The sequence below is a fragment of the Deinococcus peraridilitoris DSM 19664 genome (genome assembly GCF_000317835.1).
Classification (GTDB): Bacteria; Deinococcota; Deinococci; order Deinococcales; family Deinococcaceae; genus Deinococcus_A; species Deinococcus_A peraridilitoris.
The window spans coordinates 366585-393191 of the sequence record NC_019793.1 but is presented as its reverse complement, the minus strand read 5'-3'; the positions used below and the strand labels follow the sequence as shown (position 1 = coordinate 393191).

General features: G+C 63.3%; 25 protein-coding genes, 1 tRNA gene and 1 pseudogene. 18 read left to right on the top strand and 9 right to left on the bottom strand.

The features are described 5' to 3' along the window. Window positions 1-37: 37 nt before the first annotated feature. Window positions 38-1129 (bottom strand): LacI family DNA-binding transcriptional regulator, encoded by a 1092-nt coding sequence (locus DEIPE_RS01760; protein ID WP_015234268.1) that lies wholly within the window; start codon window positions 1127-1129, stop codon window positions 38-40. A gap of 139 nt (window positions 1130-1268) precedes the next feature. On the opposite strand from DEIPE_RS01760, the gene DEIPE_RS01755 reads away from it, so the two are divergent. The 8 genes from DEIPE_RS01755 to DEIPE_RS01720 all read left to right on the top strand — a co-directional run bounded on the left by DEIPE_RS01755 (window position 1269) and on the right by DEIPE_RS01720 (window position 11263). Next, window positions 1269-2582 carry an extracellular solute-binding protein gene (locus tag DEIPE_RS01755; RefSeq protein WP_015234267.1) on the top strand — a complete coding sequence of 438 codons (1314 nt, stop codon included), beginning with the start codon at window positions 1269-1271 and terminating at the stop codon, window positions 2580-2582. A 179-nt stretch (window positions 2583-2761) separates the two neighbouring features. After that, window positions 2762-3634: a carbohydrate ABC transporter permease gene (locus DEIPE_RS01750; protein ID WP_015234266.1), complete on the top strand. Its 873-nt coding sequence runs from the start codon at window positions 2762-2764 to the stop codon at window positions 3632-3634. Next, window positions 3631-4542 carry a carbohydrate ABC transporter permease gene (locus DEIPE_RS01745; RefSeq protein ID WP_015234265.1) on the top strand — a complete coding sequence of 304 codons (912 nt, stop codon included), beginning with the start codon at window positions 3631-3633 and terminating at the stop codon, window positions 4540-4542. The genes DEIPE_RS01750 and DEIPE_RS01745 overlap by 4 nt, the downstream gene beginning before the upstream one ends. A 61-nt stretch (window positions 4543-4603) precedes the next feature. Further along, a complete protein-coding gene (locus DEIPE_RS01740) occupies window positions 4604-6562 on the top strand; it encodes a beta-galactosidase (protein ID WP_015234264.1) in 1959 nt (652 codons plus the stop codon). A gap of 245 nt (window positions 6563-6807) precedes the next feature. After that, on the top strand, window positions 6808-7899 hold the full coding sequence (gene galT, locus DEIPE_RS01735) for a galactose-1-phosphate uridylyltransferase (protein ID WP_015234263.1): 1092 nt from the start codon (window positions 6808-6810) through the stop codon (window positions 7897-7899). 19 nt (window positions 7900-7918) lie between these two features. Next, window positions 7919-9016, top strand: coding sequence for a M24 family metallopeptidase (locus tag DEIPE_RS01730; protein WP_015234262.1), 1098 nt, complete (start codon window positions 7919-7921; stop codon window positions 9014-9016). 28 nt (window positions 9017-9044) lie between these two features. Beyond that, a complete protein-coding gene (gene galK, locus DEIPE_RS01725; RefSeq protein ID WP_015234261.1) occupies window positions 9045-10139 on the top strand; it encodes a galactokinase in 1095 nt (364 codons plus the stop codon). A 122-nt stretch (window positions 10140-10261) separates the two neighbouring features. Next, window positions 10262-11263 (top strand): LacI family DNA-binding transcriptional regulator, encoded by a 1002-nt coding sequence (locus DEIPE_RS01720; protein WP_015234260.1) that lies wholly within the window; start codon window positions 10262-10264, stop codon window positions 11261-11263. 28 nt (window positions 11264-11291) lie between these two features. Here DEIPE_RS01720 and DEIPE_RS23690 read toward each other — a convergent pair whose 3' ends face one another. Continuing rightward, a complete protein-coding gene (locus DEIPE_RS23690) occupies window positions 11292-11468 on the bottom strand; it encodes a hypothetical protein (RefSeq protein ID WP_015234259.1) in 177 nt (58 codons plus the stop codon). Window positions 11469-11878: 410 nt separating this feature from the next. On the opposite strand from DEIPE_RS23690, the gene DEIPE_RS01715 reads away from it, so the two are divergent. The 4 genes from DEIPE_RS01715 to DEIPE_RS01705 all read left to right on the top strand — a co-directional run bounded on the left by DEIPE_RS01715 (window position 11879) and on the right by DEIPE_RS01705 (window position 14123). Then, the gene (locus DEIPE_RS01715) at window positions 11879-13030 is read left to right on the top strand and encodes an NAD(P)/FAD-dependent oxidoreductase (protein ID WP_015234258.1); all 1152 of its coding nucleotides are present in this window, start codon (window positions 11879-11881) and stop codon (window positions 13028-13030) included. Window positions 13031-13234: 204 nt separating this feature from the next. Next, entirely contained in the window at window positions 13235-13372 is a 138-nt protein-coding gene (locus DEIPE_RS23685) for a hypothetical protein (RefSeq protein ID WP_015234257.1), read from the top strand. A gap of 32 nt (window positions 13373-13404) precedes the next feature. Then, entirely contained in the window at window positions 13405-13857 is a 453-nt protein-coding gene (locus DEIPE_RS01710; protein ID WP_015234256.1) for a response regulator, read from the top strand. Further along, window positions 13857-14123 carry a hypothetical protein gene (locus tag DEIPE_RS01705; protein WP_015234255.1) on the top strand — a complete coding sequence of 89 codons (267 nt, stop codon included), beginning with the start codon at window positions 13857-13859 and terminating at the stop codon, window positions 14121-14123. The genes DEIPE_RS01710 and DEIPE_RS01705 overlap by 1 nt, the downstream gene beginning before the upstream one ends. 585 nt (window positions 14124-14708) lie before the next feature. Here DEIPE_RS01705 and DEIPE_RS01700 read toward each other — a convergent pair. Together DEIPE_RS01700 and DEIPE_RS01695 are read right to left on the bottom strand one after the other, a co-directional pair. Beyond that, the gene (locus DEIPE_RS01700) at window positions 14709-15929 is read right to left on the bottom strand and encodes a sensor histidine kinase (RefSeq protein ID WP_015234253.1); all 1221 of its coding nucleotides are present in this window, start codon (window positions 15927-15929) and stop codon (window positions 14709-14711) included. Between the two features lie 154 nt (window positions 15930-16083). Then, complete coding sequence (locus DEIPE_RS01695) at window positions 16084-16764, bottom strand: response regulator transcription factor (protein ID WP_041230635.1); 681 nt, start codon at window positions 16762-16764, stop codon at window positions 16084-16086. Between the two features lie 162 nt (window positions 16765-16926). On the opposite strand from DEIPE_RS01695, the gene DEIPE_RS01690 reads away from it, so the two are divergent. The 4 genes and pseudogenes from DEIPE_RS01690 (at window position 16927) to DEIPE_RS01665 (ending at window position 20063) form a co-directional block, all read left to right on the top strand. Continuing rightward, window positions 16927-17382: a DUF6326 family protein gene (locus DEIPE_RS01690; protein ID WP_015234251.1), complete on the top strand. Its 456-nt coding sequence runs from the start codon at window positions 16927-16929 to the stop codon at window positions 17380-17382. A 71-nt stretch (window positions 17383-17453) separates the two neighbouring features. Further along, entirely contained in the window at window positions 17454-17720 is a 267-nt protein-coding gene (locus DEIPE_RS01685; protein ID WP_217218456.1) for a hypothetical protein, read from the top strand. A gap of 98 nt (window positions 17721-17818) precedes the next feature. Beyond that, window positions 17819-18375: pseudogene (locus DEIPE_RS22875) on the top strand (IS5 family transposase); the annotation flags it as partial. Window positions 18376-19178: 803 nt separating this feature from the next. After that, a complete protein-coding gene (locus tag DEIPE_RS01665; protein ID WP_015234247.1) occupies window positions 19179-20063 on the top strand; it encodes a DMT family transporter in 885 nt (294 codons plus the stop codon). Between the two features lie 254 nt (window positions 20064-20317). Here the strand turns inward: DEIPE_RS01665 and DEIPE_RS01660 are convergent. After that, window positions 20318-20393: transfer RNA gene (locus DEIPE_RS01660), tRNA-Ala, on the bottom strand. Between the two features lie 127 nt (window positions 20394-20520). Between DEIPE_RS01660 and guaB the strand changes: the two genes are divergently transcribed. Together guaB and trhA are read left to right on the top strand one after the other, a co-directional pair. Then, window positions 20521-21981: an IMP dehydrogenase gene (gene guaB, locus DEIPE_RS01655; protein ID WP_217218455.1), complete on the top strand. Its 1461-nt coding sequence runs from the start codon at window positions 20521-20523 to the stop codon at window positions 21979-21981. Window positions 21982-22069: 88 nt separating this feature from the next. Further along, a complete protein-coding gene (gene trhA, locus DEIPE_RS01650) occupies window positions 22070-22714 on the top strand; it encodes a PAQR family membrane homeostasis protein TrhA (protein ID WP_015234245.1) in 645 nt (214 codons plus the stop codon). Window positions 22715-22773: 59 nt separating this feature from the next. Here trhA and DEIPE_RS01645 read toward each other — a convergent pair whose 3' ends face one another. The 4 genes from DEIPE_RS01645 to DEIPE_RS01630 are packed head-to-tail and all read right to left on the bottom strand — an operon-like array spanning window position 22774 to window position 26461. Next, complete coding sequence (locus tag DEIPE_RS01645; protein WP_015234244.1) at window positions 22774-23388, bottom strand: site-2 protease family protein; 615 nt, start codon at window positions 23386-23388, stop codon at window positions 22774-22776. A 41-nt stretch (window positions 23389-23429) separates the two neighbouring features. Then, complete coding sequence (locus DEIPE_RS01640; RefSeq protein ID WP_015234243.1) at window positions 23430-24059, bottom strand: zinc metalloprotease; 630 nt, start codon at window positions 24057-24059, stop codon at window positions 23430-23432. Between the two features lie 27 nt (window positions 24060-24086). Beyond that, window positions 24087-25181, bottom strand: coding sequence for a tRNA nucleotidyltransferase/poly(A) polymerase family protein (locus DEIPE_RS01635; protein WP_015234242.1), 1095 nt, complete (start codon window positions 25179-25181; stop codon window positions 24087-24089). Next, the gene (locus tag DEIPE_RS01630) at window positions 25178-26461 is read right to left on the bottom strand and encodes a S1C family serine protease (protein ID WP_041230632.1); all 1284 of its coding nucleotides are present in this window, start codon (window positions 26459-26461) and stop codon (window positions 25178-25180) included. Before DEIPE_RS01630 ends, DEIPE_RS01635 begins: the two co-directional genes overlap by 4 nt. Between the last annotated feature and the right edge of the window lie 146 nt (window positions 26462-26607).

Below are 26607 nucleotides of genomic sequence, written 5' to 3'. Positions count from 1 at the left end.
AGGCCTGACCGGGCGGGGTCGGGCAACCCGGCTGGCCTCAGTCGGAGGCCGGGCCGCTGGAGGAAACCGGGCGCCGGGCAGCGCCCCTGCCTCCTTTGCCTTGATCGGCCGCGAGCGAGCGCACGGAATCGCGAATCACCAGTTTCGTCGGGATGGTGACGTGGCGGGGAGTCGCCTCGCCCGCGATGGCAGCGATGAGTTGATCGACGGCCTGCCGGGCCAGCAAGGCGTAGTTGTGGCTCACGCTGGTAAGTCGTGGAAACGCCATCTCGGCCAGCTGAATGTCGTCGAAGCCCACAACGGACAGCTCACCGGGAACCGATACGCCTTGCGTGCGTGCCTGGGTGAGTACCCCGAGGGCCACGAGATCGCTCACGCACACGACGGCGCTGGGTCGGGTGGGCGCCTCAAGCAGCTGGCTCAGGGCATGCTTTCCCGCGTGCAGGGTGAGGCCGGTCAGTTGGGTCCACGCGGCGGGAGCGTCTGGAAAGAGTTCCTGGTAAACGCGCAGTTTCTCGACGGTGCTGGTGACTTCGGAAAGTCCTCCCAGGAACGCGACATGGCGGTGCCCCTGGCTGCGCAGATGCATCAGAATCTGACGCGCCCCATCGGCCTCATCGGACCGGACGCTTGACACCACGACCGGCCCCGGCAGATCACCGTTCACGGTGACGATGGGCAGCCGCTCGATCAGTTCGTGCAGGTCGGTGACGTCCTCCTGGGTCACGCCGCAGGTGTTGCTGCGCCCGCCGAGCAGCAGGATGCCGTCGACCTGCTGCTCGGCCAGGGTATGCAGGTAAGTGCGTTCCAGGTTGATGTCGCTGGCCGTGTTGCCGAGGAAGACGGTGTACCCGCGCTCGAATGCGTACGTCTCGAGTTCCAGGAAAAGTTGTGCGAAGTAGGGGCTGGTGATGTCGGGCAGCACGCAGCCCAGCAGGTTGGAACGGTGATGGTAGAGATTCTGGGCCAGGCGGTTGGGGCGAAAGCGCAGTTCCTGCATGACCTGCTGAACCCGGGCGCGCAATCCGGGATCGACACTCTGTCTGCCGTTGAGGACACGTGAAACGGTGGAGACGGACACGCCCGCCTGCCGGGCGACGTCATAGATGGTGGACGCTTTCTTATGCATGTGTACCTCGGCCGCCTCAGTTGAGAAACCGGTTGCTCGTAATGTAAGCTGAACGAAGCGCATCAAGCAACCGGTTTCCGAAGGTGCCCCCGGGCTGTTCGGACGCTCACGACGCTGCTCACTGTACAGGAGGTACTTCATGAACCCACGGATTTTGCTCGTCAGCCTGACCCTCGCCAGCGTCGCCGGCGCCCAGAGCTACCAGGAGCCCAAACTGGGCAAGGTCAACGGAAATGTCACCCTGGAAGTCTGGTCGTGGGTGCCCGGTCTGGAGCAGACCGTCAAGGAATTCGAGAAGCTTTATCCGAACGTCAAGGTGAAAGTCACCAACCTGGGCGGCGGACCGCAGACCTACACCAAGCTGCAGACGGCCATCAAGGCCGGTTCCGGCGCACCGGACGTGGCGCAGATCGAATACGGCTTTGTGCCCGCCTTCGTGGACACCGGCGGTCTGGCCGATCTTTCCAAGTACGGTGTGAACGACGCCAAAAACCTCTTCGTGCCCTGGACCTGGGGCCAGGTCAGTCCGGACGGCAAGGCCGTCTTCGCCGTTCCGCAGGACACCGGACCGTTTGCCATGGTCTACCGCAAGGACATCTTCGATCAGTACAAGCTCAAGGTTCCCACCACCTGGGACGAGTACGCCAAAACCGCCGAAGCGCTCCACAAGGCCTCGGGCGGCAAAGTCAAGATGGGCAACTTCTACTCGACCTTCGCGCCCTGGTTCATCGCGCTCGCCTGGGCGGACGGCGGGCAGTTCTTCAAACGCGAAGGAGACGCCTGGGTCCAGACGCTCGACAATCCCAGCAGCAAGAAGGTCCTGAATTACTGGAACGGCCTCATCAAGAAGGGATACGTCGGCACCTTACCGGCCTTCACGGCCGATTACTGGAACGCGGCAAGCGCCGGACAGGTGGCAACCAACTTCGAGGCGGCCTGGGGACCAGGAGGCTACGCCAGCAGCATGCAGGGCAAGAGCGGCGGCCACTGGCGTGTGGCGCCCCTGCCGCAGTGGAAAGCGGGCGGGAAGGTAGCCAGCGGTAACTGGGGCGGCAGCAGCATGGCTGTTACCACCCAGAGCAAGAATCCACAGGCGGCCATGACCTTCGCGCTGTGGCTCAACGCCAGCAAAAGCGCCGTCGAGACCAACTTCAAGGGCGGCGGTCTCTTTCCGGCGGCCAAGGCTGGGTTGAAGCTGCCCGCCCTGGCAGACAAGAACAGCGCGCCCATCAAGTTCTTTGGCGGACAGGACATCAACAAGGTCTACGCGCAGGCTTCCGAGGGCGTGAACGTCAACTTCCAGTGGGCGCCCTGGTTCCCGGCCGTGAACGACAACTTCAACAAGCAGATCGACGCGATGCTCAAGGGCAGGTTGACACCGGACCAGGCCCTGGCGGCCTGGCAGAAGGAATCACGCGACGCTGCCATCAAGGACGGCTACACCGTCCGGTGATGAACGCCGCGAGGATCGAGCGCGCCCCTCCGGGCTGATCCCGCTCGATCCTCAGCCTTCGTGAAAGAGCACGTTCGACGATGCGGATACAGCGCGTGCGGACAACGTACCCCGGTGATCCTGCGCAAGGTGGCGTCTACGGTCCACACCGCATCGGCGCGTTGTAGAAGGGAGGCTTTATGCGTCACCGGTTGACGCCCTGGTTATTTCTCAGCCCGTTTCTGCTGGCCTTCACGGTGTTCTATCTCGCACCGGTCTTTTACGCGCTGTATCTGAGCCTGTTCATCAAGAAGCGCGTGGGTTTCGGGCCAGCGCAGGACGTCTTCGGTGGGCTGACCAACTACGCGCGGGCGCTGTCGGACACCGCCTTTTTGCAGTCGCTGAGTAACATCGCCCTGTTCGGTCTGGTGCAGGTGCCCCTCATGGTCGGGTTGGCGGTGGCCCTGGCCATCGTTCTTGACGCCGTGAAGGGTCGGGCGCAGCGGGTGTTTCGTACGGTCTTCTATCTGCCCTACACCATTCCGACGGTGATCGCCGGTCTGCTGTGGGGATACCTGTACTCGAAGAACCTGTCGCCCCTCAATCAGACCCTGGCGCACTTCGGACAGCCGGGCGTGGACCTGCTGTCGTCCAGCGTCATTCTGTGGTCGGTGGCGAACATCGTCACCTGGACCTGGACGGGATACAACATGATCACCCTGTACGCCGCGTTGCAGAACGTGTCCGGTGATATCTACGAGGCGGCCAAGATCGACGGTGCCGACGGCTGGAACCTGACGCGTTTCATCAAGCTGCCGCTGCTGCGCCCCACCATTCTGCTGACGGTGATCTTCAGCATCATCGGGACCATGCAGATCTTCAGCGAACCCTTCGTGCTGCGCCCTCTCGGATACGTGCCCGACAACATCACGCCCAATACCTACATCTACCTGGCGGCGGCACGCGATACCCAGTACGCCTACGCGGCGGCCATGGCCATCCTGATTGCGCTCGTGACCTTTGTGCTGAGCGGCATCTTACTGCGTTACGCGCGGCTGGGAGAGCGCGCGTGAGCGGCGCGATCCGCACGCCCGCCTCAAGCGGCGGCAAAACGCGCGCACCTCGTCTGGAGCGCAATTTCACGCCGCTGCAACTGCTGTTGCTGGGAGTATTCGCACTGTACTCGTTGCTGCCCCTCTGGTGGGTGTTCGTCACGATCTTCAAGGACAACGGACAGCTCTTTTCCACCTTCGGTTTGTGGTTCGCCAGCCCTTCGCACCTGCTCGACAATGTCCAGAAGGTCTTCACGCACCAGAACGGCATCTTTACCCGCTGGCTGGTGAACAGCGTGCTGTACGCCACGGCCATCGCGGCGGGCGCGGCCCTGACCTGCGCCACCGCCGGGTACGCTTTCAGCAAGTACCACTTTCAGGGCAAGAACCCGCTCTTCGCGTTGATCCTGGGGACCATTATGGTGCCCAGCACGGCCCTGGTGCTGCCACTCTTTCTGATCATGCAAAAAATCAGCGCGGGCGGGCTTCCCCTCATCAACACGCCCTGGGCTTTCATTTTGCCGAGCCTCGTGAACCCCTTCGGGCTGTATTTGATGCGGCTTTTCTGGGACAGCGCTTTTCCAGACGAACTGATCGAGGCGGCAAGAATCGACGGCGCCTCCGAAGGACGCATTTTCTGGCAGCTGGGTCTGCCGCTCGTGCAGGGCGGGGTGGTGACCGTGGCGCTCTTCTCTTTCGTGGCAGGCTGGAACAACTTCTTTTTGCCGCTGATGATGCTCAACAGCACCGAGCTCTACCCGCTCACGCTGGGCCTGTCGGTGTGGAACAACACCACCACCGGCACCGAGCGGCTCTACACCATGATCGTCACGGGCGCTCTCATCAGCATTCTGCCGCTGGTGCTGGCGTTTCTGGCCCTGGGGCGCTACTGGCAGGGAGGGCTCAGCGCGGGAGCCGTCAAGGGCTGAACCGAGCCCAGAGGAGGGGCGGGAACATTCCGCCTCTCCATGCTGAACACTGGAGACTGATTTGAATACTTTTCCCCTGACTTTGCAGCTGGCCGTATGCGACTATCCCGAGCATGTGCCTCCCGACCGCTGGACGACGTACGCCCGGCAGCAAAAAGCGCTTGGCCTGACCTGCGTGCGTGTCGCCGAGTTCGCCTGGAGCCGCCTCGAACCGCGTGAAGGTGAATTTGACTGGTCCTGGCTGGACCGGGCCATCGAGACCATTGCCGCCGAAGGGTTGAAGGTGGTCCTGTGCACACCCACCGCGACGCCTCCGGCCTGGCTGGTGCGGGCCCACCCGGAAATTCTGCCGGTGGACCGTGACGGTCGGGTCCGCGAATTCGGGTCGCGGCGGCATTACGATTTCGCATCCGAGGTGTACCGGTCGCATTCGCGGCGTATCACCCGCGAGATGGCCCGGCGTTACGGACAGCACGAAGCGCTCGTGGGGTGGCAGACGGACAACGAGTTCGGTTGTCACGACACTGCACGTTCGTATGGTGGGGCGAGCGCCGCCGCCTTTCCAGGGTGGCTGCAGCGACGCTACAAAACGCTCGACGCCCTCAATCAGGCCTGGGGAAACGTCTTTTGGAGCATGGAATACACGGACTGGATGCAGATTTTGCCGCCCAACCAGACGGTCACCGAACCCAACCCGGCACATGTACTCGATTATCACCGTTTTGCCTCCGACCTGATCGCCGAATTTCAGGAAGAGCAGACGGCCATTGTGCGCGAGTTTTCACCGGAACGCTGGATCACCCACAACTTCATGATCTTCGAGGCCGGTTTCGACCATTACCGCGTCTCCGAGACCCTCGATTTTCCCAGCTGGGACAACTACCCTACGGGCATGCTGGAGTTTTTCGGTTCCTGGCTCGGCGAGGACCTCAAAACCCGCTTTGCGCGTACCGGCCTTCCGGACGCCATCAGCTTCAACCACGACCTGTACCGGGGCCTCAAGGCGCCTCGGGCGGACGGAGCGCCCGGTGCGGCTCCGGCACGCGGTTTCTGGGTAATGGAGCAACAGTGCGGTCAGGTGAACTGGGCGCCTTACAACCCCTTGCCGGCAGACGGCGCGGTGCAGCTCTGGACCGCGCAGGCCTGGGCGCACGGGGCGGATGGGGTCAGCTACTTTCGCTGGCGCGCCGCCACCATGGCGCAGGAAGCGCTGCATTCAGGGCTGCTGCGGCACGACGAAACCCCCGACCGTGGCTTTGTGGAAATCGAAGGTCTGAACCGCGAAGACTTCCTGCTGGGTGAAGTTCCCGCACGCGTCGCGCTCCTGCACGACTACGAAAGCCTGTGGATCCTCGATCAGCAAGGTCAGGGTGGACCTCGCTACTGGGCGCAGGCGTATCTGTATTACTGCGCGTTGCGCGAACTGGGTCTCGATGTGGACATCGTGCATCCGGACGCCGCGCTCGAAAAGTACCGGCTTGTGGTGGCCCCCGCCCTGACCCTGATTTCCGACGCGCGGCTGGCGAAGCTGCAGCGCGACGCTCAGGGAAGGCTCTTCGTGTTCGGTCCCCGTTCAGCCTTCCGGACCGCCAGCGGACGCGCGCACGAAAACGGGCAGTTCGGTGATTACAAAGCCTTTTTTGGGGCGCGCCTGCTCAATTTCGAGTCCCTGCGTCCCGGCTTGAGCGTGCAGGCTGGTGGGCACGACACGCACACCTGGGCTGAAGGATACGAACCTGCGGGCGCCGATACGCTCGCCGTGTACGGGCCCGGCCCCCTCGCAGGACAGGCGGCCGCCGTACGCCAGGGGAACGTCGTGACGATTGGGGCACACAGTCCGGGCCTGGTGCAGGAAGTGGTGCAGCGTCTGGCCACCGAAGCCGGACTGGAAACCGCGCCGCTGCCTGCAGGGGTCCGCCTGTCACGTCGCTCGGGCCGGACACTGGTGACCAACTGGAACCCGGAAACCGTGACCTGGAACGGGCGTGATCTGCCCGCCGTCTCTTGGCAGCTGCTCTGAGGACAGAGCGTTCCAGGGGTGTGGCCTGCATCTCGAAAGGTGTCCGCGTGGGCCCTGGAGAGGGGAGCAGGCCGCACAACTTTTGGCGCCTTTACCAGATCTTCATGGCTGCGCAGGCCTGAAGGCATGCGACTCGCGGATAAGGCTTAATGTGTCTTATCGCAGGGCGCTGGTGGACTTCACGCGTGCGCGGTTGAATTTGCACGTTACTCCGCCGGACCGACTTCCCAGATTCAGGAGCGTGGATGCCAACGACCGATTCCCACCGTCACGAGTACCTCAAACCCGACGGACGTAAGCTCTGGCTGTACGGCCGTCAACCTTTTCAGGTCGGAGAAATCCCCTCGCCTGACAGCGTGCCCGTCACCGCGCACCCTTACCTGCGCTGGCATCCGCTGCGCGGCGAATGGGTGATCTACGCCGCGCATCGCCAGAACCGCACTTTTCTTCCTCCGCCCGATTACAATCCTCTCGCGCCGACCCGTGAAGGCGGCGTGCCAACCGAACTGCCTCAGGGCGGCTACGACATCGCGGTGTTCGAGAACCGTTTTCCCAGCCTCGTCCCGCACCCCGGCGAGCCGCCACGCCTGGAGGGCGTGGTCACCGCGCCCGGTGAGGGCGCCTGCGAAGTCGTCGTCTTCACTCAGGATCCGGAGGCCAGCCTGGGATCCCTGCCCATCGAGCACGTGGCGTTGTTGATCGACGTGTGGGCCGACCGGACACGTGAACTCGGGCGCCGCGACGAAATCACGTATGTGTTGCCCTTCGAGAACCGGGGAGTCGAAGTCGGTGTGACGCTTCACCATCCGCACGGCCAGATCTACGCCTACTCGTCACTGCCGCCGATTCAGGTGCGCGCCCTGGAGCACGCCCGCGCGCACTTCGCCCGCACCGGTGAGAACCTCGGTCTGACGCTGGTGAACGACGAGATCGCGGCGGGGACGCGCATCGTGCGTGAAAACGAGGCTGCGCTGAGCTTTGTGCCCCCTTTTGCCCGGTACACCTACGAAACATGGCTGATGCCCAAACGCCCGGTCGCCTTCCTGTCCGACCTCTCCCCGGAGGAACGCCTTGGGGTGGCCGAGCTGCTCAAGGACACGTTGCAGCGCCTGGACGCCTTGTTCGGAGTGCGGATGCCGTACCTGATGACCTTGCATCAGGCGCCCACAGACGGTACCGACTACCCGGAGTGGCCGCTGCGTTTCGAGTTTTACCCAGCCTTGCGCGCGCCCGGCAAACTCAAGTTCCTGGCGGGCACCGAACTGGGAGCAGGCGTGTTCGCCAACGACGCCCTGCCCGAGGACAAGGCGCGCGAACTGCGCGAGGTGCAGCTGTGACGGTCGGGCGGGGCGCCCGTTGAGCCGGGTCACGGAAGTCGCGGCAAAACTGGGTCGCCTGCTTGAAGTGCTTGAAGGTGCCGGCGCGAGTGCGCTGCGGCTGAAGGGATCCGAGTGGTTTGCCTGGGCCACTGCGGGCGGTTCCAATGTAGTCCAGCTGGCATCCGAGACGGGCGTCGCCGAGATTCTGGTGACCCACGAAGGGGCGTTCATCCTCACGAACGACATCGAAGCCGAGCGCCTGCGTGAAGAGGAAATCACCGCACCCTTCACGGTGTGGTCGCATCCCTGGGCCGATGAGCATGCCCGTGAAGTGCGTATACGTGAACTTTCCAGGGGAGGGCGGGTGATCTGTGACCGTCCACAGGGAGATGAAGGTCCGCTGCCTGCCGGAACGGCACAACTGCGCTGGACGCTGCTTGACGGTGAGGTCGAACGTTACCGGCAAGTCGGGCGGCAGGCTGCCGAGGCCATGACCGAAGCCCTGTCCCAGGCGCAAAGCGACTGGACCGAAGCGCAACTCGCCGGTGCCGGTGCGCGGGCCCTCGTGAGCCGCGATCTGGAACCCGCGCTGATTCTGGCTGCCGGGGCCGGGCGTGCAGAACGCTACCGGCATGTCACCGTGAAAAGCGAACTTCTGGGCCCCTGGGCGATGATGGTGTTCTGCGCCCGGGGTTACGGTCTGTACGCCAATCTCACGCGCTTTGTGAGTTTCGGCGAGTTGCCAGGCGAACTCGCACGGCGCCATCAGGCGCTGCTGGGCGTCGAGGCGCGTCTCTGGGCTGCCAGCAAGCCAGGGACGCGCCTCGACGACCTCTATCTGGTCGCAGAGCGGGCGTATGCGGACATCGGCGAGCAGCGCGCGATTCTGGAGCATCATCAGGGCGGTGTGACCGGCTACCGGTCCCGCGAGCAGGTCGCCTCTCCTCACACGCCCGAGGTGCTGGGACACGGCATGGCCCTCGCCTGGAATCCCAGCCTGCGCGGTGCCAAAATCGAGGACACCATTTTGATCGGCCCCGGTGGTCAGCCGGAAGTGCTGACGATCGATCCGGCGTGGCCGCACCTTCAGGCCGAACACGGCGCCCGCCCGGCCGTACTGGAAAAACGGGCGTAACCACTTCATTTCTTTCGAGCGAGGTCGCATGTCAAATACATTTGTTTCGCAGTTCGGACAGGAGAGCCAGGTCACCGCACGCGCGCCGGGTCGGGTCAACCTGATCGGTGAGCACACCGACTACAACGACGGTTTCGTGCTGCCGACGACCATTCCGCAGGAAACCACCGTGCAGCTCACGCGCCGTGAAGGCCCGGAGGTGCGGGCTTACGCGGCCGACCTCGACCGGCGCGGTTCGTACACGCTCGGCGGAGAAGCGCATACGGGAAGCTGGATCGACTATCTGCAGGGCGTGACGCAGGAACTCACGCGGGACGGTCATGAACTGGGCGGCTTCGACGTGCGCCTCAGCTCCGAGGTGCCCCTCGGTTCGGGTCTTTCGAGTTCGGCGGCTTTGCTGGTGGCGCTGCTGCGCGGCCTGCGGGAACTGTTCAGCCTGCAGATCGATGACGTCGAGATCGCCCGCCTGGCGCGCCGGGCCGAGAACGGCCTGGTGGGCGCCAACGTCGGCATCATGGACCAGATGGCCTGTTCGCTGGCCCGCGAAGGCGAGGCCCTGTTTCTCGACTGTCGCGATTTGAGCTTCGAGCGCGTTCCGCTGCCCCGTGACGTCGATCTGGTGGTGCTGCACTCGGGTGTGGAGCACCAGCACGCCGGGGGAGACTATAATACCCGCCGCGCCGAATGCGAGCGAGCCTGCGAGCTGCTTGGTGTAGCGAGTCTGCGCGACTTGCCGTTGGGAGACCTGCTCCGTGTGGAGGCCTTGCCCGAACCGCTCGGGCGTCGCGCCCGGCACGTCGTGACCGAAAATGCGCGGGTGCTGGAGGCCGTGGCGGCCATCCGTTCGGGTGACCTCGCGAAGCTGGGTGAGCTGTTCTTTGCGTCGCACGCCAGCATGCGCGACGATTACGAAGTGTCGATTGCCGAAGTCGACCTGATCGTCGAACTCGCCCGCGAGCAGCAAGCAGTGTACGGTGCCCGCCTGACAGGCGGTGGCTTTGGCGGAAGCGTGGTGATGCTCGCCCGGCTGGGCGAAGGGCGGCGCGTCGGAGGCGCCATCGCTGACGAGTACGCGCGGCGCAGTGGACGCACGCCGAAACTGCTGACGCCAGCCGCGAACTAAGGCGAAGGAGCACTCGACGCTTCCCGTTTGACGGAGTATTTGAAGCTGGGCCTCCCCTGTTGGTGCCGGGGTGGCCCCGCGTTGTTTGCCGAGCGTGCCGGGGCTGTTTAGACTGAAGCGCGATGCGCAAACCCACCATTCAAGACGTCGCCCGTTGTGCTGGCGTTGGCGTCGGCACCGTTTCGCGCGTTCTGAATAACCACGCGGCGGTCAAACCCACGACCCGAGAAGCCGTGCTTCAGGCGATGACCGATCTGAACTACACGCCCAATCCCCACGCCCGCCGCGTTGCCGGAGGACGGTCCTACGCGGTCAGCGTGCTGCTGCCCGTCGTGTCCACCGAGTTTTATCTGCGGCTGCTGGATGGTCTGGAGAGCGCCTTTCACGAGCAGCGCTACGACCTGGCCATCTTTCCGCTGTTCGACCGGGCGCGCCTGGAGCGTTATCTTGGCAGCCACACACTGGCTTATCAGGCCGACGGTCTGGTGATGGCGTCGTACAACCTGGCGGACCTGTTCGAGGACAGCGCCCTGCCGACCCAGCAGCCGGTGGTACTGGTGGACGGCTACAGCGCAAGCGTCGACTGTTCCTACGTCGACAACGAACTCGGTGGCCGACTCGCGGCGCAGCAGGCCATATCGTGTGGCGGCGAACTACGCGCAATCTGGCTCGAGACCGAGTTTGACCATGTGTTTTCGCACATGGTGCTCGCTGAACGACGCGAAGGGTTCTTGCAGGCTTTGAATGAAGCGGGCGTCAGTCTCGCCGGTGCGTATTCCAGCTCGCTGAACGGGGTCAATGCCCGTACCGTGGCGGCGGAGTTGCTCGACGAGGCCCGCTTTCCCTGTACGGTTTTCGCCTCAGCTGATCTGCTGGCTGCGGCAGTGCTCGATGAGGCACAGGCGCGCGGACTGTCGGTCGGAGAGCAGCTCAAGGTCATCGGTTTCGACGATCAGCCTTGGGCGGCAGCGCGCGGTCTGACCACGCTGCGGCAGCCTGTTGAGGCGATGGGACGCGCGGGCGCCGAGCTGTTGCTGTCACGCCTGAGCGGTCACACTGGCCCGCCGCGCGCGCGCCGCTTCGAACCTGTCATGGTCACGCGTGCATCGACGGGCACCGGCTGAGGAGGGCGTCCTGGGGAAGTGCGGGCGCTCAGCCCAGCGACAACTGGATGCGCTCGCCCTGCAGGTCACCCTCGTGCAGCCAGGTCAGCAGGGCCAGCGTACGCTGCTCGCGTGGAACTTCATTCAAGGCGCTTTTCAGCTGTTCGGGCCGGTCCTGCTCGTGGTGAACCAGCCAGCGCTCCAGGTCAAAGGTCTGCTGCATCATGCGTTCCTCCGTGGTCTCTCTCGTAATAGCCAGTCTCACACTTGTGACGCGCCTTCGCTTGAGGCACAACTCAAGACCCGTTTGCTCGACCTTGAGTCGCAGTAAAGATTGACGGTACCGTTCTCGGTGCGTCGAGCGGGTGCCTGCCCCAGAGTTGAACGCGAGAGTTGAACGCGGCGCTCTGCCGGGTTGCCGGTTTTTGCGCTGAACTGCGCTTTGCAACTTCGGGTTTTCATGGTCGGAGGCAGCCGGCGCTCCCTTGGGGCCGTGCTGACTTGTTCGTTTCCGCCACTCCCTGGCCTTCGTGTAAGGTGTACACTGTTGTGGAGTGAGGAGGGACCGGTGCCTTCCCGCTGTGCATACGAGCAAGCTGTGAGGCCGACTCGTGAAGACTTTCACCAGGAGTAGCAATGAAGACCTTGATTCTTGGGGCTGGATACGCAGGCCTCGCCGCCGCCACCAAACTCAAGCCGACGCCCGGCTTGGACCCCGTCCTTATCGAGCAAAACCCATATCACGTCTTTGAGACACGGTTGCACGAGGCTGCCGCCCACAACACCAAAGTAACCCTTCCCCTGCAGCCCCTGCTGAAGGGGACCGGCGTAAAGCTCGACCTCGGACGCATCACCAGCGTTGACCTCGACCGCAAGGTCGTCTCGATCAAAGACGGGCGCGAGCTGTCCTATGACACCCTCGTCGTGGCGCTCGGCTCGGTCACCAACTTCTACCGCATTCCCGGCCTCGCCGACCACGCTACCGAGCTGAAGGAGCTGGCCGATGCCGACGAAATCTACAACTTCGTCAACCGCGTCTATTCGGGCGACTACCAGGAATGCCGCAACATCGTGGTCGGCGGCGCCGGCCTGACCGGCGTGGAGCTGGTCACCGAACTCGCACAGCGCAACGAGCAGCTGTCCAAGGCGCGCGGACTGCCGAAATTCGAGATCTACCTCGTCGAGGCCGGTCCGAAAATTCTGCCGGTGCTCGACGACAATCTGCGCAACAAGGCCCAGCGTACCCTCGAGGAATACGGCATCCACATTCTGGTGGGTCACCGCCTGATGGAAGCCGGGCCGGACCGTGTCACAGTGCAGACCCAGACCGGCGAACAGAAGGAAATCGAGGCCGGCAAGATTATCTGGACCGGCGGCATCCAGGCCGCCGACTTCCTGCAGGGCGAAAAACTGCAGCGCGGACCGGCCAACCGCGTGGTCGTCGACGAGTATCTGCGCATTCCGGAATACCCGGAAGTATTCGTGGTCGGCGACATGGCGCTGGCCACCGACCCACGCAACCAGAAGCCCGTGCCTACCACCGCACAGCACGCTGGACAGCAGGGTCGCCTGACGGGCAAGAACCTGCTGCGCCTTTCGCGCGGAGAGAAACTCGAAGCTTACGAGCCCAGCACGATGGGCGAATTCGTGTCGCTGGGGGGCCTGATGGCCGTCGGCTGGATGAAACTGCCCTGGAACCAGAAGCTGGCCATGACCGGCGGCATGGCGCACGTCATGAAGCGCGCGTCCGAGTGGCGCTGGCGCGCCAGCATCGGCGAACCGCTCTGAACGCGCGGGGATCGGCGCGGCGGGGCACTGTCCCCGCCGCGCTTTCTTGAGTCGGGCACAACACTGTGCTGGCGTGCGAACGCTGGCATTGGTACATTGAGCAGGCGAGTGCGGCAGAATTTGTTGGGAGAACGTGAGGTGACGCTCCAGCCGTCCAGACCACAACGGTCAGGTCACTGTCATTTAAGGCCGTCAAGGTGAGGCATGCGACGGCCCGACGACGAGTGGAAACGTGAAGCGGCCATCACGCGTGTCGAGTTGCTAGTGCTGCTCGGCGGCGTGATCCTGACCTTGCTTGGCGTTCTGGTGGTCTTCTGGTGGATGATGCCCCCACTCGCCTGAACCGCGCCTCAGCCTGGAGGGACCAACGACACGTGACGAACGCGAAACGAAATGCGCTGCGGCTTTTGCTGGTCGACGACAGTGAGGCTGACGTGCTGCTGACCCGTCTGGCTTTCGAGGAGCTTGACGTGCCACATGAACTGCAGGTGGCGCAAGATGGCGTCGAAGCCCTGAACCTGTTGCGTTCGGGAACCCAGGCGCTGCCGGATTTGATCCTGCTCGATCTGAACATGCCCCGCATGGGCGGACTGGAAGTGCTGCTGGAGCTCAAGGCCAACCCAGCCTGGCGCAACGTACCAGTGATCGTCCTCACGACGTCTGCTGCTGCAAGTGACGTGTGGGAAAGCTACCAGCGCTATGCCAACGCCTACATCCGCAAGCCGGCGTCCCTGCCCGACTTTGTGGAAAGTCTGCGCAGGCTGCACCTGTTCTGGCAGACCGTCGCGTTGTTCGCTCCCGACGAACCGGACCTTGGTCGCCGCTGATGCAGCGTAGCCCAGAACCGGACAATGCGCTGACCATGCTGGTATTGCAGGTGGGAGACGGCTACAGCGAAGGCCAGCTGCTGAGCAGCCAGGACGCGCGTTTTCACGATGGACGCCCGATCCGGCTGATCTCCCCCGGAGTCACGGGCAAGCCGTACACCACGCTGGAGTACGACGGAAATTTCTACCCGGTCAGCGAACCAAAATACGAGGCGCGTCCCCGCCGCATCTACTGTGCGATCTTTGAACTGCTTGACGCCCCATGAGCACCGGCGATAAAAGGACTGGGAAGCAGGCTAGAGCGGCCCTGCACTGGACAGGCGCTGACCCCGACGCGAGCTGGGGAGAAAATGGGTTTTGTGGTGCCATCAACGGAGATGAAGACTGAGGAAGAGCGCTCGAATGCGGACCAGGCGAGTAAATCTTCGAGATCGGCAAGGATTTCCTCGTCGACGCCTTGACCGGCGTACTTCTGCTGGCGTGAGGACAAGTCGTCGGGAGTGTCGGAAGGCAACGTCATGCGTCAACAGTACAAACTTGGCCTACACGCCCTAGTCAAAGACCGTCGTGAACATGCCCCCCAGCATTTTGGGTACGGCGCCGAAATGTAGGCTGGTTTACTCGAGTAATTCTCCGTTCGCAATCTCAGGTGATTCCCACCACTGTTCCAATGAAAGATATTGGCTCAGGGAGAGAAAAAACATCGTGTGTGTCGGCATCTGTACCCGTGTCAATGAGACCTGATCTCAGTCGGAACACAGAACCGCGCTGTTCGCTCCCTGGAATCCCCACGTGTCGAAGTCTCGCCATAGGAGGTGTGAAACCGCATCTCTTCCGAGCGGATGAGAACTTCAGAATCGTGGCCTTGCCCCGGGAAGCCCTTCATCGCCCGCGAGTGGGTTCAGCGTGATCTGCACCCCCGCTCCAGTTTCGGTGTTGAACAGCCTCATGCTCCCGCCGTGAACTTCGATCAATGATTTCGAGATGGCCAGCCCCAGCCCACTTCCGCCGCGCCCGCGTTCCCGGTCTGGGCCGCTGTAAAACCGTTCGAACGCCCGATTCAGGGCTTCTGCAGTGAACCCTGTGCCTGTGTTGTGAATCTCGATGTGGACGGCCCCCGCTTCCACCTCAAGCTTGATCCAGACCGTGCCGTGCGGGGGCGTGTGGCGCAGGGCGTTGGTCAGCAGGTTATGGACGACCTGCTGCAACCGGCGCCGGTCGCCGGTCACCCTGACCGGTTCGGCACAGAGTTCCAGGAGAAGATCGACGCCCTGTGCCTGGGCTGTCGGCAGGTGATCGGCGTGCAGACGGATCAGGACATCCTGCACCTCCACTGGCCCAAGTTCGAGCCGCAATTCGCCCGCTTCAGCCAGCGAGAGAAGCTGCAAATCCTCAATCAGCTTGGACAGCAGGTCGGCATGACCGATCAATTTCTCCAGTTCCTGCGGGTTGGCCGGCAACACGCCGTCCCGCACACCTTCCAGCCGCCCGCGCAGCACCGTCACTGGCGTGCGGAGTTCGTGGGCAATGGCGGCCACGCTGTAGCGCCGTTCACGCTCCAGTCGTTCTAGGGACGCGGCCATGACGTTAAAGTCCTTCAGGAGCCTCGCTGTTTCGTCGCTGCGCCGGGTCAGACTGCGGCTCAGCAGAGCGCGGGCGGTGAAGTCCCCAGATGCCAGCTGGTTCGCGGCAGCGGAGAGATGTGTCAAAGGGCGAGCAAAACGCCGCGCCGACCACCACGCGAGCAGGGACAGCACGGTGAAGAGCAGCACCAAGCCGAACACGAACAGGGACCGGATCTGATCCACATTCAGGCTGGTCTCGGATAGCTGTCTTGCCTGTGTCAACAGGGGTTCAAGTTGACTGGGGGACAGCTGAAACTGGGCCGTCAGCAACTCCTGAGTCTGACGCTGCACCTCATCCAGGAAGGCTGACCAAGCGTAACTAAGAACGACGAACACGGTCAGCGAGGTCAGCAGCACCAACCCCAGCATGGTTTTGTAGAGGTCGGCAGCCAGGGAATTCCAGCTACGCCGCATGGCTTGCCAGGGCGTCTCAGGCTGCAGCTTCATAAGGATTCCAATTGAAAGCCATAGAGTTCAGCCTTCGACCAGGGCAAACTGGAACAGCTGCGTAGCAGCGCAAGGAGGGACGAGCACGGGCCCCGCGATATGGACGAACATCCGGTGGGGGTGCCAAATGTGCGGGAGTGGAGCGGAGTCCGTCTCATTCGTCCGCCAGCCGGAAGCCCACGCCGCGCACCGTCTGAATAATATTGGGCTGGCCCGCGCCCTCCAGTTTCCGGCGCAGATTCCACAGGTGGGTGTCGATCACCCGTTCCAGCGCGTCCGAGTCGGGCAGGGCCACTTCGAGCAGTTCAACACGGGAACACACCCGGCCCCGGTGCCGCAGCAGGTGTTCCAGCAAGCGGTACTCGGTCATGGTCACGTCGAGGCGCTGACCAAGAACCCGCACCCGCACGGCCAGCGGATCGAGTTCGACCCCGCTCAACCGAAGCGGTTGCCCGGTGGCCTGTGTTCCGGCACGGCGCAGCACCGCTTTGGCGCGGGCAACCACCTCCAGGGGGCTAAAGGGTTTGACCACATAATCGTCCGCGCCCATTTTGAGGCCCAGAAGCTTGTCCAAGTCTTCCGCGAACGCCGTGACCATGATGACGGGTGTTCCTGCCGTCTCCCGGATGAGCCGCAGCACTTCAAAGCCGTCGAATTCGGGCAGATTGACATCCAGCAAGACCAGATCAGGCCGGGCCGTGCGATGCAGTTGCACGGCCGCTGAGCCGGTACTGGCCCGTTCAGTGCGGAACTGCTCGCGGCGCAAATACACCTCCAGCAACTCGGCAATATCCGGCTCGTCTTCCACGATCAATACGAGTTGGCCTGGGTTCACGTCTTTCAGTGTAAGCAGCCTTGCCAAGACCACGCCTAACGCCTGTCAAGAAAACTTGTCAATTCCCCGAAAGCGTCTTGTGGGTCGCCGCACACACTCCATGCAGGGTTGCACGTCGCTGCCCAAGAAGTGAGCCTCACCAACCGAACGAAGGAGCAGAACATGACACGACATGTCCCCATCAACAGCGCTTTGAAGGACCCGCAGATCCCGGTGCAAGCCAAGCTCGTGGCAGCCTGGGCCAGCTTCATGTTCCTCTACATCTACGTCGACATCTTAAATTTCTACAAGCCCGGCGTCGTCGACGGCATCCTGAATGGCCTCATCTGGAAGTTCGACATCAGCTCGACGTTGTTGACCATTTTCCTCGTGTCCGTGTCGATCCCGGCCATGATGGTGTGGCTCTCCATGACGCTGCCCGCCCGGGTGAACCGCGCCACGAACCTCGTCGTTGCATCGCTCCTCATCCCCTACTCGATGTTCAACGCGGCAGGGGCGACCTGGGAGTGGGCCGCCTTCTACGGCATCTCCATCGGACTCGAGGTGCTGCTTCTGGCCTTCATCCTGCGCTCCGCCTGGACCTGGCCCCGCACGTCCTCACCATTGACGCCGGCGTAGCAGTGCTGTCCCTGTCCGAGTGGCTAAGCCAGCTATACGCTCTGCCAGGAGATATCCTCGTCGGTATAGGCGTGGTGAACTTGGCATACGGGGCGTTCTCCTTCTCGCTCGCCATGCGGGCGCGCAGGCCTCGAACCCTGATCGTGCTGCTGGTCGTCGCGAACGCGACGTGGGGCGGGCTGTGTGTGCTCGCGGCCGCGGTACTGACGGGGACGGCGTCTGTGTTCGGCCTGGCGCACTTGGTGGGTGAGGGCATGTTCGTCGGCAGGCTCGCGGGTTTGGAGTGGCGCCAGCGTGAGCAACTCCGCACGGCCTGTCTAACAAGCGCATCGATCTGACGGCAAAGGCAGACCGCAGATGAGATACACATCGACCGCAGGCCACGCGGGTTGAGTACGGCCAAGGAGATGGCTCAGATGCCAAACACTGGAAGGTCCTGTCGCCCCTGTTGCCACCTGCCCAAAAAAAGACCAATCGCGGCCGACCCCGCCGCTCCGACAAAGACCTCCTCGAAGGCATCCTCTGGGTCTTACGGACGGGCGCCCAATGGGACCGCCTGCCCAAAGGCGAGTACCCGCCCAAGTCCACCTGCTTCGCCCGCTTCCAGGAGTGGAACGACCGTGGCGTATTTCCGCACGTCCTCACGCGGCTCTACGAGCTGCTCGAAGACCAAGGACTGCTCGACCTGCGCGAGGCGTTCATCGACGGCACGTTCAGTGCCGCCAAAAAGGGGGTGCTGAGGTCGGCCCGACGAAGAAAGGGAAAGGCACCAAGGTCATGGTGATCGTCGACGCCCACGGTGTGCCACTGGCCGTGCACACGGAGAGCGCGAGTCGTGCGGAGAACACGCTGGTCCACGACACCTTGGACGCTTCATTCGGGCTGGATTTTCCTGCGCGCCTCATCGGCGACAAGGCGTACGACAGTGACCCTTTGGACGCGCAACTTGCCGAGGTGGGCGTGGAGATGATCGCGCCGAACCGCCGGAGCCGTTCCCCTTGGCCTACACGCCCTAGTGACGCTGCGAGGTAAAAACGAAGGTTCGTGTTTGGTTTGCGGGACACGCTTCAGTTCGTGATGCCAGTGAAGGCGTCAGCCCGGGTGAGCGGTCATGGGTTCGGAACGGTATTCCCGCTGGACGTCACTGTGGCGGCAGCGGCTAACCGTTTCGAGTACATGCAGGGTTTGCATTACGAGCTTGAGGCCGGAACTGGTTATGGCTGGCCGCCTGACAGACTCAGCGCGAACTAAAGCGATTGTCAAAGACATTGATAGGTTTTTGATCGATGTCTTTGACCGAGCGGAGAGCGCGCAGTGCCCGAAACCGCTTTTGGGCACGCTGTCAGCGCGGGGAGCGAGTGACCTTGACCAGGAGCGTTTGGAAGCGGGCAGGCGTCCTTAAGGGCGTCCGTTCTGCCCAAGACGCGGGCAGGCGTCCATAAGGGCGTCCGTTCTGCCCAAGCGGCCAGGCTTGCTCATGCGAGTCCGTTCTGGCCAAGAAGACGCGGGCAGGCGTCCTTCAGGGCGTCTTGCGCAGGACAGCCCTCAAAGCGGTTTGAGGGCTTGCGCGCGTCCGTTCTGCCCAAGACAATGGAATTGATGGCGTGTCTTCCTCCAAGGGTGGAATGGACAAGCGCTTTAGAATGGGATAGTAACGAACGGGCGGCTTGAATTTGCCGCCCGTTCCTGCTGCCCTTGCCGGCCGGTCAACGGTCCGGCTTTTATCACCCGTCCAATTCATCGTCTTCCCCGATCGGCCCCAGAGTGCCGACGTCCCATCCTCAAGGAGGAGGCCAATGGCACGAAACCACTTCATCACCCTGTTTGTCCTCGCCGCGATCTGGGGCGGCTCATTCTTGCTCATTCGGGTCGCCGTGCCAGCCCTCGGCCCCGTTCCGCTGGTCATCGTGCGTGTCGCGCTCGCTGGCCTCACACTCGGCTTGTATGCCTGGGCGACCCGTCACGCGCTCGGGCTGTGGCAGCGCCCTGGAGCTTTCCTTATCCTGGGATTCCTCAACGCGGCAGCGCCGTTCGCGCTGATCGCCGCCGCCCAGCTACACATCGGTCCTTCCATGGTCGCCGTGCTGAATGCCTCGACGCCACTCTTTACTGCCATCGTCGCGGCCGTGTGGCTGCGGGACCCCATGACCCTCACGAAACTGGCGGCGCTCCTTCTCGGTATTGCCGGGGTTGCTGTCGTGGTTGGGGGAACACCAAGCATTGAAACGACAGCCCAGCTGCTCGCGTGCGGGATGGTCGTGCTGGCCTCATTTTTTTACGGCATTGGAGCCGTCTACACCCGGACAGTCATGCGTGGCGTCACACCGCTGGCCATGGCGGCAGGACAGCAACTCGGCGCCTTCGTGGTCCTGCTGCCCGCCGTTTTCGTCATCGCACCGCAACCCACATGGAGTGCTCCTGCTTTGCTGGCCGTCGTGACCTTGGCGCTGGCTTGCACCGCGTTCGCGTACATCCTCTACTTCCGCCTGATCGAAACGGCTGGCCCGACCTTCGCCAATACGGTCACGCTGCTTGTGCCAGTCTTCGGCATTTTGTGGGGCTCGATTTTTCTGGGGGAAAGCGTCTCTTGGGCGTTGGTGCTGGGCTTGGCGCTCGTCATGTCCAGCGTCCTGGCGACATCACTGCCAACCGGCAAGCGCGCTCGTCTCGCGCCAAAATAAACAAAATGGAGACAGGGCGCGCCAAGAAGTCTGAGCGCCCTGTTTTCCTGCTCGGGTGCAGGTCGGCATCTTGAGAACACAACGACGTCGCTTGGGTTTTTGTGGACGTCATGGGGATGAGCAAGGTCAGCAAGGTCGGTGTTATCCCCGCGAGAACAATCGGATCCTACTGAAAAATTCACTGACACTTTTGCCGGAAGTTTGACAAACTCGAGAAGTCCAAAAAACAAACCCCGTCTTCAACGGGGTTTTCTTGGTGGAGCTGAGCGGGATCGAACCGCTGACCTCGTCATTGCGAACGACGCGCTCTCCCAGCTGAGCTACAGCCCCACGGTACAGCCTCAAAGCGTCTGGCCGTTCAGGCGAAAAGAAGACTAGCACGCACTTTGCGCCCGTGCAAGAGGGTTCGTGCCTGGGTCACGGCCCTGTGGGCTGCGGGTGGGTTATGCTCGATTTTATGGACCGCTTCGCGTACAAATTTTCGCAAGACGGCATCACCTTCGATGACGTACTGCTGTTGCCCCGCCACTCCGAGGTGCTGCCCAACGAGGTGCAGCTGGAAACCCAGCTGACCCGGCGTGTGCGTCTCAACATCCCGTTTCTGTCCTCGGCCATGGACACGGTCACCGAGACCAACATGGCCCTTGCGATGGCCCGCGAAGGTGGGATCGGGGTCATTCACAAGAACATGCCAGTCGACGCGCAGGCCGAGATGGTCCGCAAGGTCAAGCGCAGCGAGGCCGGCATGATCGTCGACCCCATCACCCTGCCCATCACTGCCACGGTCGCGGATGCCGAGCACCTGATGAGCGAGTACCGCATCAGCGGCGTGCCCATTACCGCTGAAGACGGGCGCCTGCTCGGTATCATCACCAACCGCGACATGCGCTTTGTCACCGACATGACCACGCCCGTGCGCGACATCATGACTTCGCAGGATCTGGTGACGGTGCCAGTCGGCACGCGCCTGGAGGAGGCGCAGGAGATCTTCAAGCAGCACCGCATCGAGAAGCTGCTGGTGGTGGACGAGCAGTACAAGCTGACCGGGCTGATGACCATCAAGGACATCATGAAGCGCATCAAGTACCCGCGCGCGGCCAAGGACGACCTCGGTCGCCTGCGGGTAGCAGCCGCGGTGGGCAACAGCCCCGATTTGATGGACCGCGCTGCCGCGCTGGTGCAGTCAGGTGTAGATGTGCTGGTGCTGGACAGCGCGCACGGTCATTCGCGCGGGATTCTGAGCGCGCTGGAGCGTCTCAAGACCCGCTTCGACGTCGACATCGTGGCTGGCAACATCGCCACCAAAAGCGGCGCGCGCGACCTGATCGCGGCAGGTGCGGACGCCGTGAAGGTTGGTATTGGCCCTGGGTCGATCTGCACCACCCGGGTGGTGACCGGAGTGGGCGTGCCGCAGATCAGCGCGATCTTCGAGGCGTCCGAGGTGGCCCTGGAGGCCGGCATTCCGATCATTGCCGACGGGGGCATCAAGCAGACGGGTGACGTGCCCAAAGCGATCGTGGCGGGCGCGTCCACGGTGATGATCGGCTCGATGTTTGCGGGCACCGACGAAGCGCCCGGCGAGGTGGTGCTGCGTGAGGGACGGCGTTTCAAGTCTTACCGGGGTATGGGCAGCATGGGCGCCATGGACCAGGGTTCGAGCGACCGTTACTTTCAGTCGGGCAGCAAGAAATTCGTGCCCGAAGGCATCGAGGGCATCGTAGGGTACAAGGGCACGGTGGGGGAGGTGCTCTATCAGCTTGTCGGTGGGCTCAGAAGCGCCATGGGTTACTGTGGCGCCCCGGACCTCGATACCCTGCGGGTCGAGGCGCAGTTCGTGCGCATCACGGGCGCGAGCCTTGTCGAGTCGCATCCGCACGATGTACTGATCACGCAGGAAGCACCGAACTACAGCAAATAAAGCGAACTGTAGGCGGCCCGGAAGCACCTCCGGGCCGCGTTTGTCATCGCCGACATTTGCTCATGGCGTACCGCTCTAAACTGTGGATATGTGTCGCCTGTACACTTCCCTGCGCGAGCCCGTGAATTCACTGACCCACTGGCTTGGGGTGATCCTCGCCGTACCATTCATGGCCGTGATGCTGTGGTGGGCGGAGCGGCACGAGCTGAGCCTGTGGCCGTTTGTCATTTTCGGCGTCAGCTTCGCCCTGCTGTACCTCGCTTCTGCTTCCTATCATTCGTTCCAGGTCTCCGAGCGCGCGCTCCTCTGGCTGCGCAAGCTCGACCACAGTGCCATTTTTCTGCTGATTGCCGGCAGTTACACCCCGATTGCCTATTTCGGCCTGGGTGATCCGCTGCGTTGGACGCTGCTGGCCGTGATCTGGGGTATTGCGCTGGCTGGCATGACCCTCAAGCTCATCACCATGCGCATGCCGCGCTGGCTCTCGACCGTGCTGTACCTCGCCATGGGCTGGCTGGCGCTCGCGTTTCTGCCCGCGCTCGCGCAGACACTGCCCACCGGAGCGTTCATTTGGATGGGTGTCGGTGGAGCGCTCTACACGCTCGGGGCGATCGTATATGCCACCAAGAAGCTGAACTTCGTGCCGGGCGTCTTCGGCTTTCACGAGGTGTGGCACCTGTTCGTGCTGGGCGGCTCGACAGCTCATTTCGCCATGATGCTCAACCTGCGCTGAACGGCGAGAAAGAAGAGGCGCTTTTCGGCCGGGAAGCGCCTCTTCTTGGTCCTGCGTAATCAGGCGAAGCCGGCGACGTTGAGCGCGAAACCCTGCACCGTCCGCACGATCTGAAAGATCGGCTCCCGGGCAATGTAAATGAAAATCATCACCAGCACGAACGAGAACGGCTGCATCTCGAACTCGGCCAGGGCCCGGCCCAGCGAGCGGGGAAAGAGCGCGGCAACAATCCGGCTGCCGTCCAGCAGTGGAATGGGCAGCAGGTTAAAGACGGCCAGCACCACGTTGATGCCGAGCAGGGGCAACAGCACGCGCAGCATCAGCAGGTTGTCACCCACCAGGCGCAGTGCGATCAGGCAGACGACGGCCACGGCGATATTCATGATCGGTCCGGCGGCCGCGACGGCCAGCATGCCCCAGCGGCCCACGCGCGCGCCGTTGACGGGCACCGGCTTGGCAAAGCCGAAACCGACGAACAGCAGCAGCAGCGTCCCAATCGGGTCAAGGTGTTTGAGAGGGTTCAGGGTCACCCGGCCGAAGCGGCGTGGCGTCGAGTCGCCCAGCCGGTCAGCCGTGAAGGCGTGACCCCACTCGTGAAGGGTCAGGGACATGACCAGGCACAAGGCCAGGATGACGAAGGCCGTCGGGTCCCGTTGCAAAAGGTCGAGAAGCATCGTGTTATTCTACGCAGCCTGCGGGCCGGTGACGGTAAGCCTCAGAACGGCAGCCAGCCGGGCACGGTCTGCAACAGGGACCACAGGGGGTTGAAAAAAGCGTTGACAGTGCCGCTCAGCAGCAGCACCACCCACAGAATGTAGAGGAGCAGCGTTCCGGCCACCGACAGCTGGGCGAGCACCTGACGTACGCCGCGGCTTCCGACTTCCCACAGCGCCCGCCCGCCATCCAGGGTCGGAAAAGGCAGCAGGTAAAACACCGCGTGCAGCACCAGTGCCTTCGAAGCGAGCTGCATGCCTTGATACAGCACGTCCAGGGTGGGCATCAGCGCCAGCAGCAGCTGCCGGATGGTCATCAGCACCAGCGCCCACAGGGCCAGCGTCAAGGGTCCGCTGAGCAGCACGGCCAGCGCGCGTCGACGCGGCAGGTTCACCGGCACCGGGCGGGAAAGCCCCAGGCCGAGCGTCAGATACCACACGACCGCACCCAGGCTCACATGACGCCACAGTTCAGGACGACCAAAGCCGGCTTCCAGCGCGCTGGAGTCACCCAGCCGCGCGGCCAGATGCGCCTGTGCGGCGTTGTGCAACAGCAGCCCGAACACAAAGAGCGCCACCAGCACCAGTGGGATCAGGGGTTCACGCAGGAGGAGGGTCAGGGGTCCGAACATAGAATGGATGCGCCCATCGGCCCAGTGTCATGGCCTGGCACTTTCCAAGTATGCCTTGAGGGCGGCGCGTTCGTCTTCTGCGCTGCTGACCTCGCCCGCTTCACGCAGGCCCTGCAGAAAACGCAGCGCCTGTCCGACGGCCGGACCTGGGGCAACTCCCAGCGCTACGAGATCTGCTCCGGCGAGACCGGGCAGGGGAACGGGAAGCTGCAGCGCGCGCCGCACTTCGTCTTCGGGCGTGTGCAGTGCAAAGCGCCCCTCTGAGCGGGCGCGCGCCAGTAACCTGAGGGCCTTTTCACCCAGCCCGTAGCGACGGCTCGCCTCCGCTGGGTCAGGCTGCAAGGCAAGCCACACCGCGCCGTAGATCGAGGCGGGAACGGCGTTGCCCGAGGCCCGCCGCTCGTCCAGCAGAAGGAGTGAGGAGGTGGCATTGGCGCCGAACAGGTGCTCGGCGCCCCAGGTCTGGAGCCGCTCGAACACCTTGCCCGGAAAGGGCTCCTGAAAGCACAGTGCCAGTTCGCCACACAGACGCCGCGTCTGGGGTGCGTACCTCAGGGCGTCCGGCACCTGCGCGCGGCCTGAAGCCTCCAGATCGAACTCGAGCCGGGCGGCCAGCCGCGCGCCACGGGCAAGCCGCGAGGGGTCATCCCGAAAGGAGCGGTCGTGCAGGGGGCGAAGCGCGCTGTGGGTCAGGTCGCGCTGCCCGCCCAGGGGATCGATCAGTTCGCCACCGCGCAGGTCGAGGGCCATCGCGTTCACGCTGAAGTCACGCCGCGCCAGGTCGGTGTGCAGGTCGGCGGGGAAAACTTCGGGTGCCGCGCCGGGCGAGGGGTAGCGTTCACCGCGCGTGCGAATCAGGTCGATGAATCGTCCGTCTGGCAGGCGCAGGGTGGCGTTGTCGTAGCGGGGATGGTAGGTAAAGGGCAGCTGGCTTTGCCGGGCGAATTCGGCGACGCTGGCTCCTTCCAGCACGATGTCGAGCTCGCGGGCTGGTCGTCCCAGCAGGGCGTCGCGCAGCGCTCCGCCGACCACTGCGAGCCGCGCAGGAAAAGCCTGCTGCGCCAGTTCGCTCAGCAGCTGGCGGTCTTGCTCCAGGGCGCTCCAGGCACGCTCAGCGTTCACTGGCGGGTGGTCTGGAACGATGCATCCGTCAGGCGCACCGTGAGCTGCTGCGAGTTGTTGCCGCGCCGGACCGTCATGCGCACGGTGTCACCAGGGCGTTTGTTCAGCAGGGCAGCCTGGATGTCCTCGATGGCGTTGACGGGCTTGTCGTCGATCCGCGTCACGACGTCGCCGCCGACGCGCAGCGGAATCGCTCCCTGGGGAGTGGGAATGTTGACGGTCTGGTTGCCTCCCCGCAGGCCGGCGGTAGCGGCAGGCGAGTTGGGTTCGACGCTCTGGATCGGCACGCCGTTGGCGGGCAGGTTGTGACGTTGCCGGAACTCGGCGCTGAGCTGCGACAGGCGGAATCCCGGCGCACTCACGCCGATGCGGGGCGGTTGTACGATGCCACCGCCAGCGTTCTGAAGCCGGGAAAGCAGCGCCTTGGCGGTGTTGATGGGAATCGAGAAGCCGATGCCGGCGTTCTGCCCGGTACCGGTCGCCGCGCCCGACGGTGAGATGATGACGGTGTTGATGCCGATGACGCGCCCCGTCGAATCGAGCAGCGGTCCTCCGGAGTTTCCCGGATTGATTGCGGCGTCCGTCTGAATGGTGTTCTGATTGAGGCCCTGCTGATTGAGCCCCGCGAAACCGATCGGGATACTGCGGTTCGTGGCAGAGACGATGCCCGTCGTGACACTGAAGTCAAAGCCAAACGGCGCGCCCATGGCAATCGCCTTTTGACCGACTTGCAGCTTGTCACTGTCACCGAGCGGGATGGGACGGATCAGGTTGCGGGGAATGTTTTGCGCTCGAATGAGGGCGAGATCGTAAGCCGGCGCCTTGCCGATGACGGTAGCGTTGAAGACCCGCTCGTTGTTGAACAGTCGGACCTGAATGCGCGTGGCTTCCCCGACGACATGAAAATTGGTGAGGATATCGCCCTGCTCGTTGACAAAAAACCCCGAGCCCAGGCCTTCCTGCACGCGATTCTGCGAGGGGCTTCCACCGAACAGCTGCGCGAGCGGGTCGTTTACCACTGACTCGGTGGCGGTGGAGATGTAGACCACACCGGGCTCGAAACGCTGGGTAATCTGAATGGTGTTCTGCTCGTCCTGCAGGCGGCTGTTGGCTTCGCTGAGCGGACGCAGCGGCTGCTGGGCGGCTGCGCTGTTGGCCTGGGGCTGAGCTGGGCTGCCCGACTGGTTTTGCGCGTCTGACACTGGTACGGCGTCGCGCAGCAGGGTGGCGCCGAGGCCCAGGCCGACGAGAAGCAGCAGAATTCCGGCGGCTCGTTTCATGTTCCTATTCCACATCCAGAGCATGAAAGACAGCCCGCCTCTTTATGAGAGAATTTTCATCTTTCTTAAGGTGCTGTGGGTCGAAGCTTCAGACAGGAGAGCAAAGCAGCGTTTTCATCGCCGTGCGTCAGATTTCCTGGTTGCGG

What these genes read in the sequence shown, in the direction of transcription:
- DEIPE_RS01645 (WP_015234244.1), bottom strand. Translation starts at nt 23,388, where the DNA reads ATGCTTCTCGACCTTTTGCAACGGGACCCGACGGCCTTCGTCATCCTG.
- DEIPE_RS01755 (WP_015234267.1), top strand. Translation starts at nt 1,269, where the DNA reads ATGAACCCACGGATTTTGCTCGTCAGCCTGACCCTCGCCAGCGTCGCC.
- DEIPE_RS01630 (WP_041230632.1), bottom strand. Translation starts at nt 26,461, where the DNA reads ATGAAACGAGCCGCCGGAATTCTGCTGCTTCTCGTCGGCCTGGGCCTC.
- trhA (WP_015234245.1), top strand. Translation starts at nt 22,070, where the DNA reads ATGTGTCGCCTGTACACTTCCCTGCGCGAGCCCGTGAATTCACTGACC.
- DEIPE_RS01750 (WP_015234266.1), top strand. Translation starts at nt 2,762, where the DNA reads ATGCGTCACCGGTTGACGCCCTGGTTATTTCTCAGCCCGTTTCTGCTG.
- DEIPE_RS01760 (WP_015234268.1), bottom strand. Translation starts at nt 1,129, where the DNA reads ATGCATAAGAAAGCGTCCACCATCTATGACGTCGCCCGGCAGGCGGGC.
- DEIPE_RS01700 (WP_015234253.1), bottom strand. Translation starts at nt 15,929, where the DNA reads ATGAAGCTGCAGCCTGAGACGCCCTGGCAAGCCATGCGGCGTAGCTGG.
- DEIPE_RS23685 (WP_015234257.1), top strand. Translation starts at nt 13,235, where the DNA reads ATGCGACGGCCCGACGACGAGTGGAAACGTGAAGCGGCCATCACGCGT.
- DEIPE_RS01690 (WP_015234251.1), top strand. Translation starts at nt 16,927, where the DNA reads ATGACACGACATGTCCCCATCAACAGCGCTTTGAAGGACCCGCAGATC.
- DEIPE_RS01640 (WP_015234243.1), bottom strand. Translation starts at nt 24,059, where the DNA reads ATGTTCGGACCCCTGACCCTCCTCCTGCGTGAACCCCTGATCCCACTG.
- guaB (WP_217218455.1), top strand. Translation starts at nt 20,521, where the DNA reads ATGGACCGCTTCGCGTACAAATTTTCGCAAGACGGCATCACCTTCGAT.
- DEIPE_RS01715 (WP_015234258.1), top strand. Translation starts at nt 11,879, where the DNA reads ATGAAGACCTTGATTCTTGGGGCTGGATACGCAGGCCTCGCCGCCGCC.
- DEIPE_RS01665 (WP_015234247.1), top strand. Translation starts at nt 19,179, where the DNA reads ATGGCACGAAACCACTTCATCACCCTGTTTGTCCTCGCCGCGATCTGG.
- DEIPE_RS01720 (WP_015234260.1), top strand. Translation starts at nt 10,262, where the DNA reads ATGCGCAAACCCACCATTCAAGACGTCGCCCGTTGTGCTGGCGTTGGC.
- galT (WP_015234263.1), top strand. Translation starts at nt 6,808, where the DNA reads ATGCCAACGACCGATTCCCACCGTCACGAGTACCTCAAACCCGACGGA.
- galK (WP_015234261.1), top strand. Translation starts at nt 9,045, where the DNA reads ATGTCAAATACATTTGTTTCGCAGTTCGGACAGGAGAGCCAGGTCACC.
- DEIPE_RS23690 (WP_015234259.1), bottom strand. Translation starts at nt 11,468, where the DNA reads ATGATGCAGCAGACCTTTGACCTGGAGCGCTGGCTGGTTCACCACGAG.
- DEIPE_RS01705 (WP_015234255.1), top strand. Translation starts at nt 13,857, where the DNA reads ATGCAGCGTAGCCCAGAACCGGACAATGCGCTGACCATGCTGGTATTG.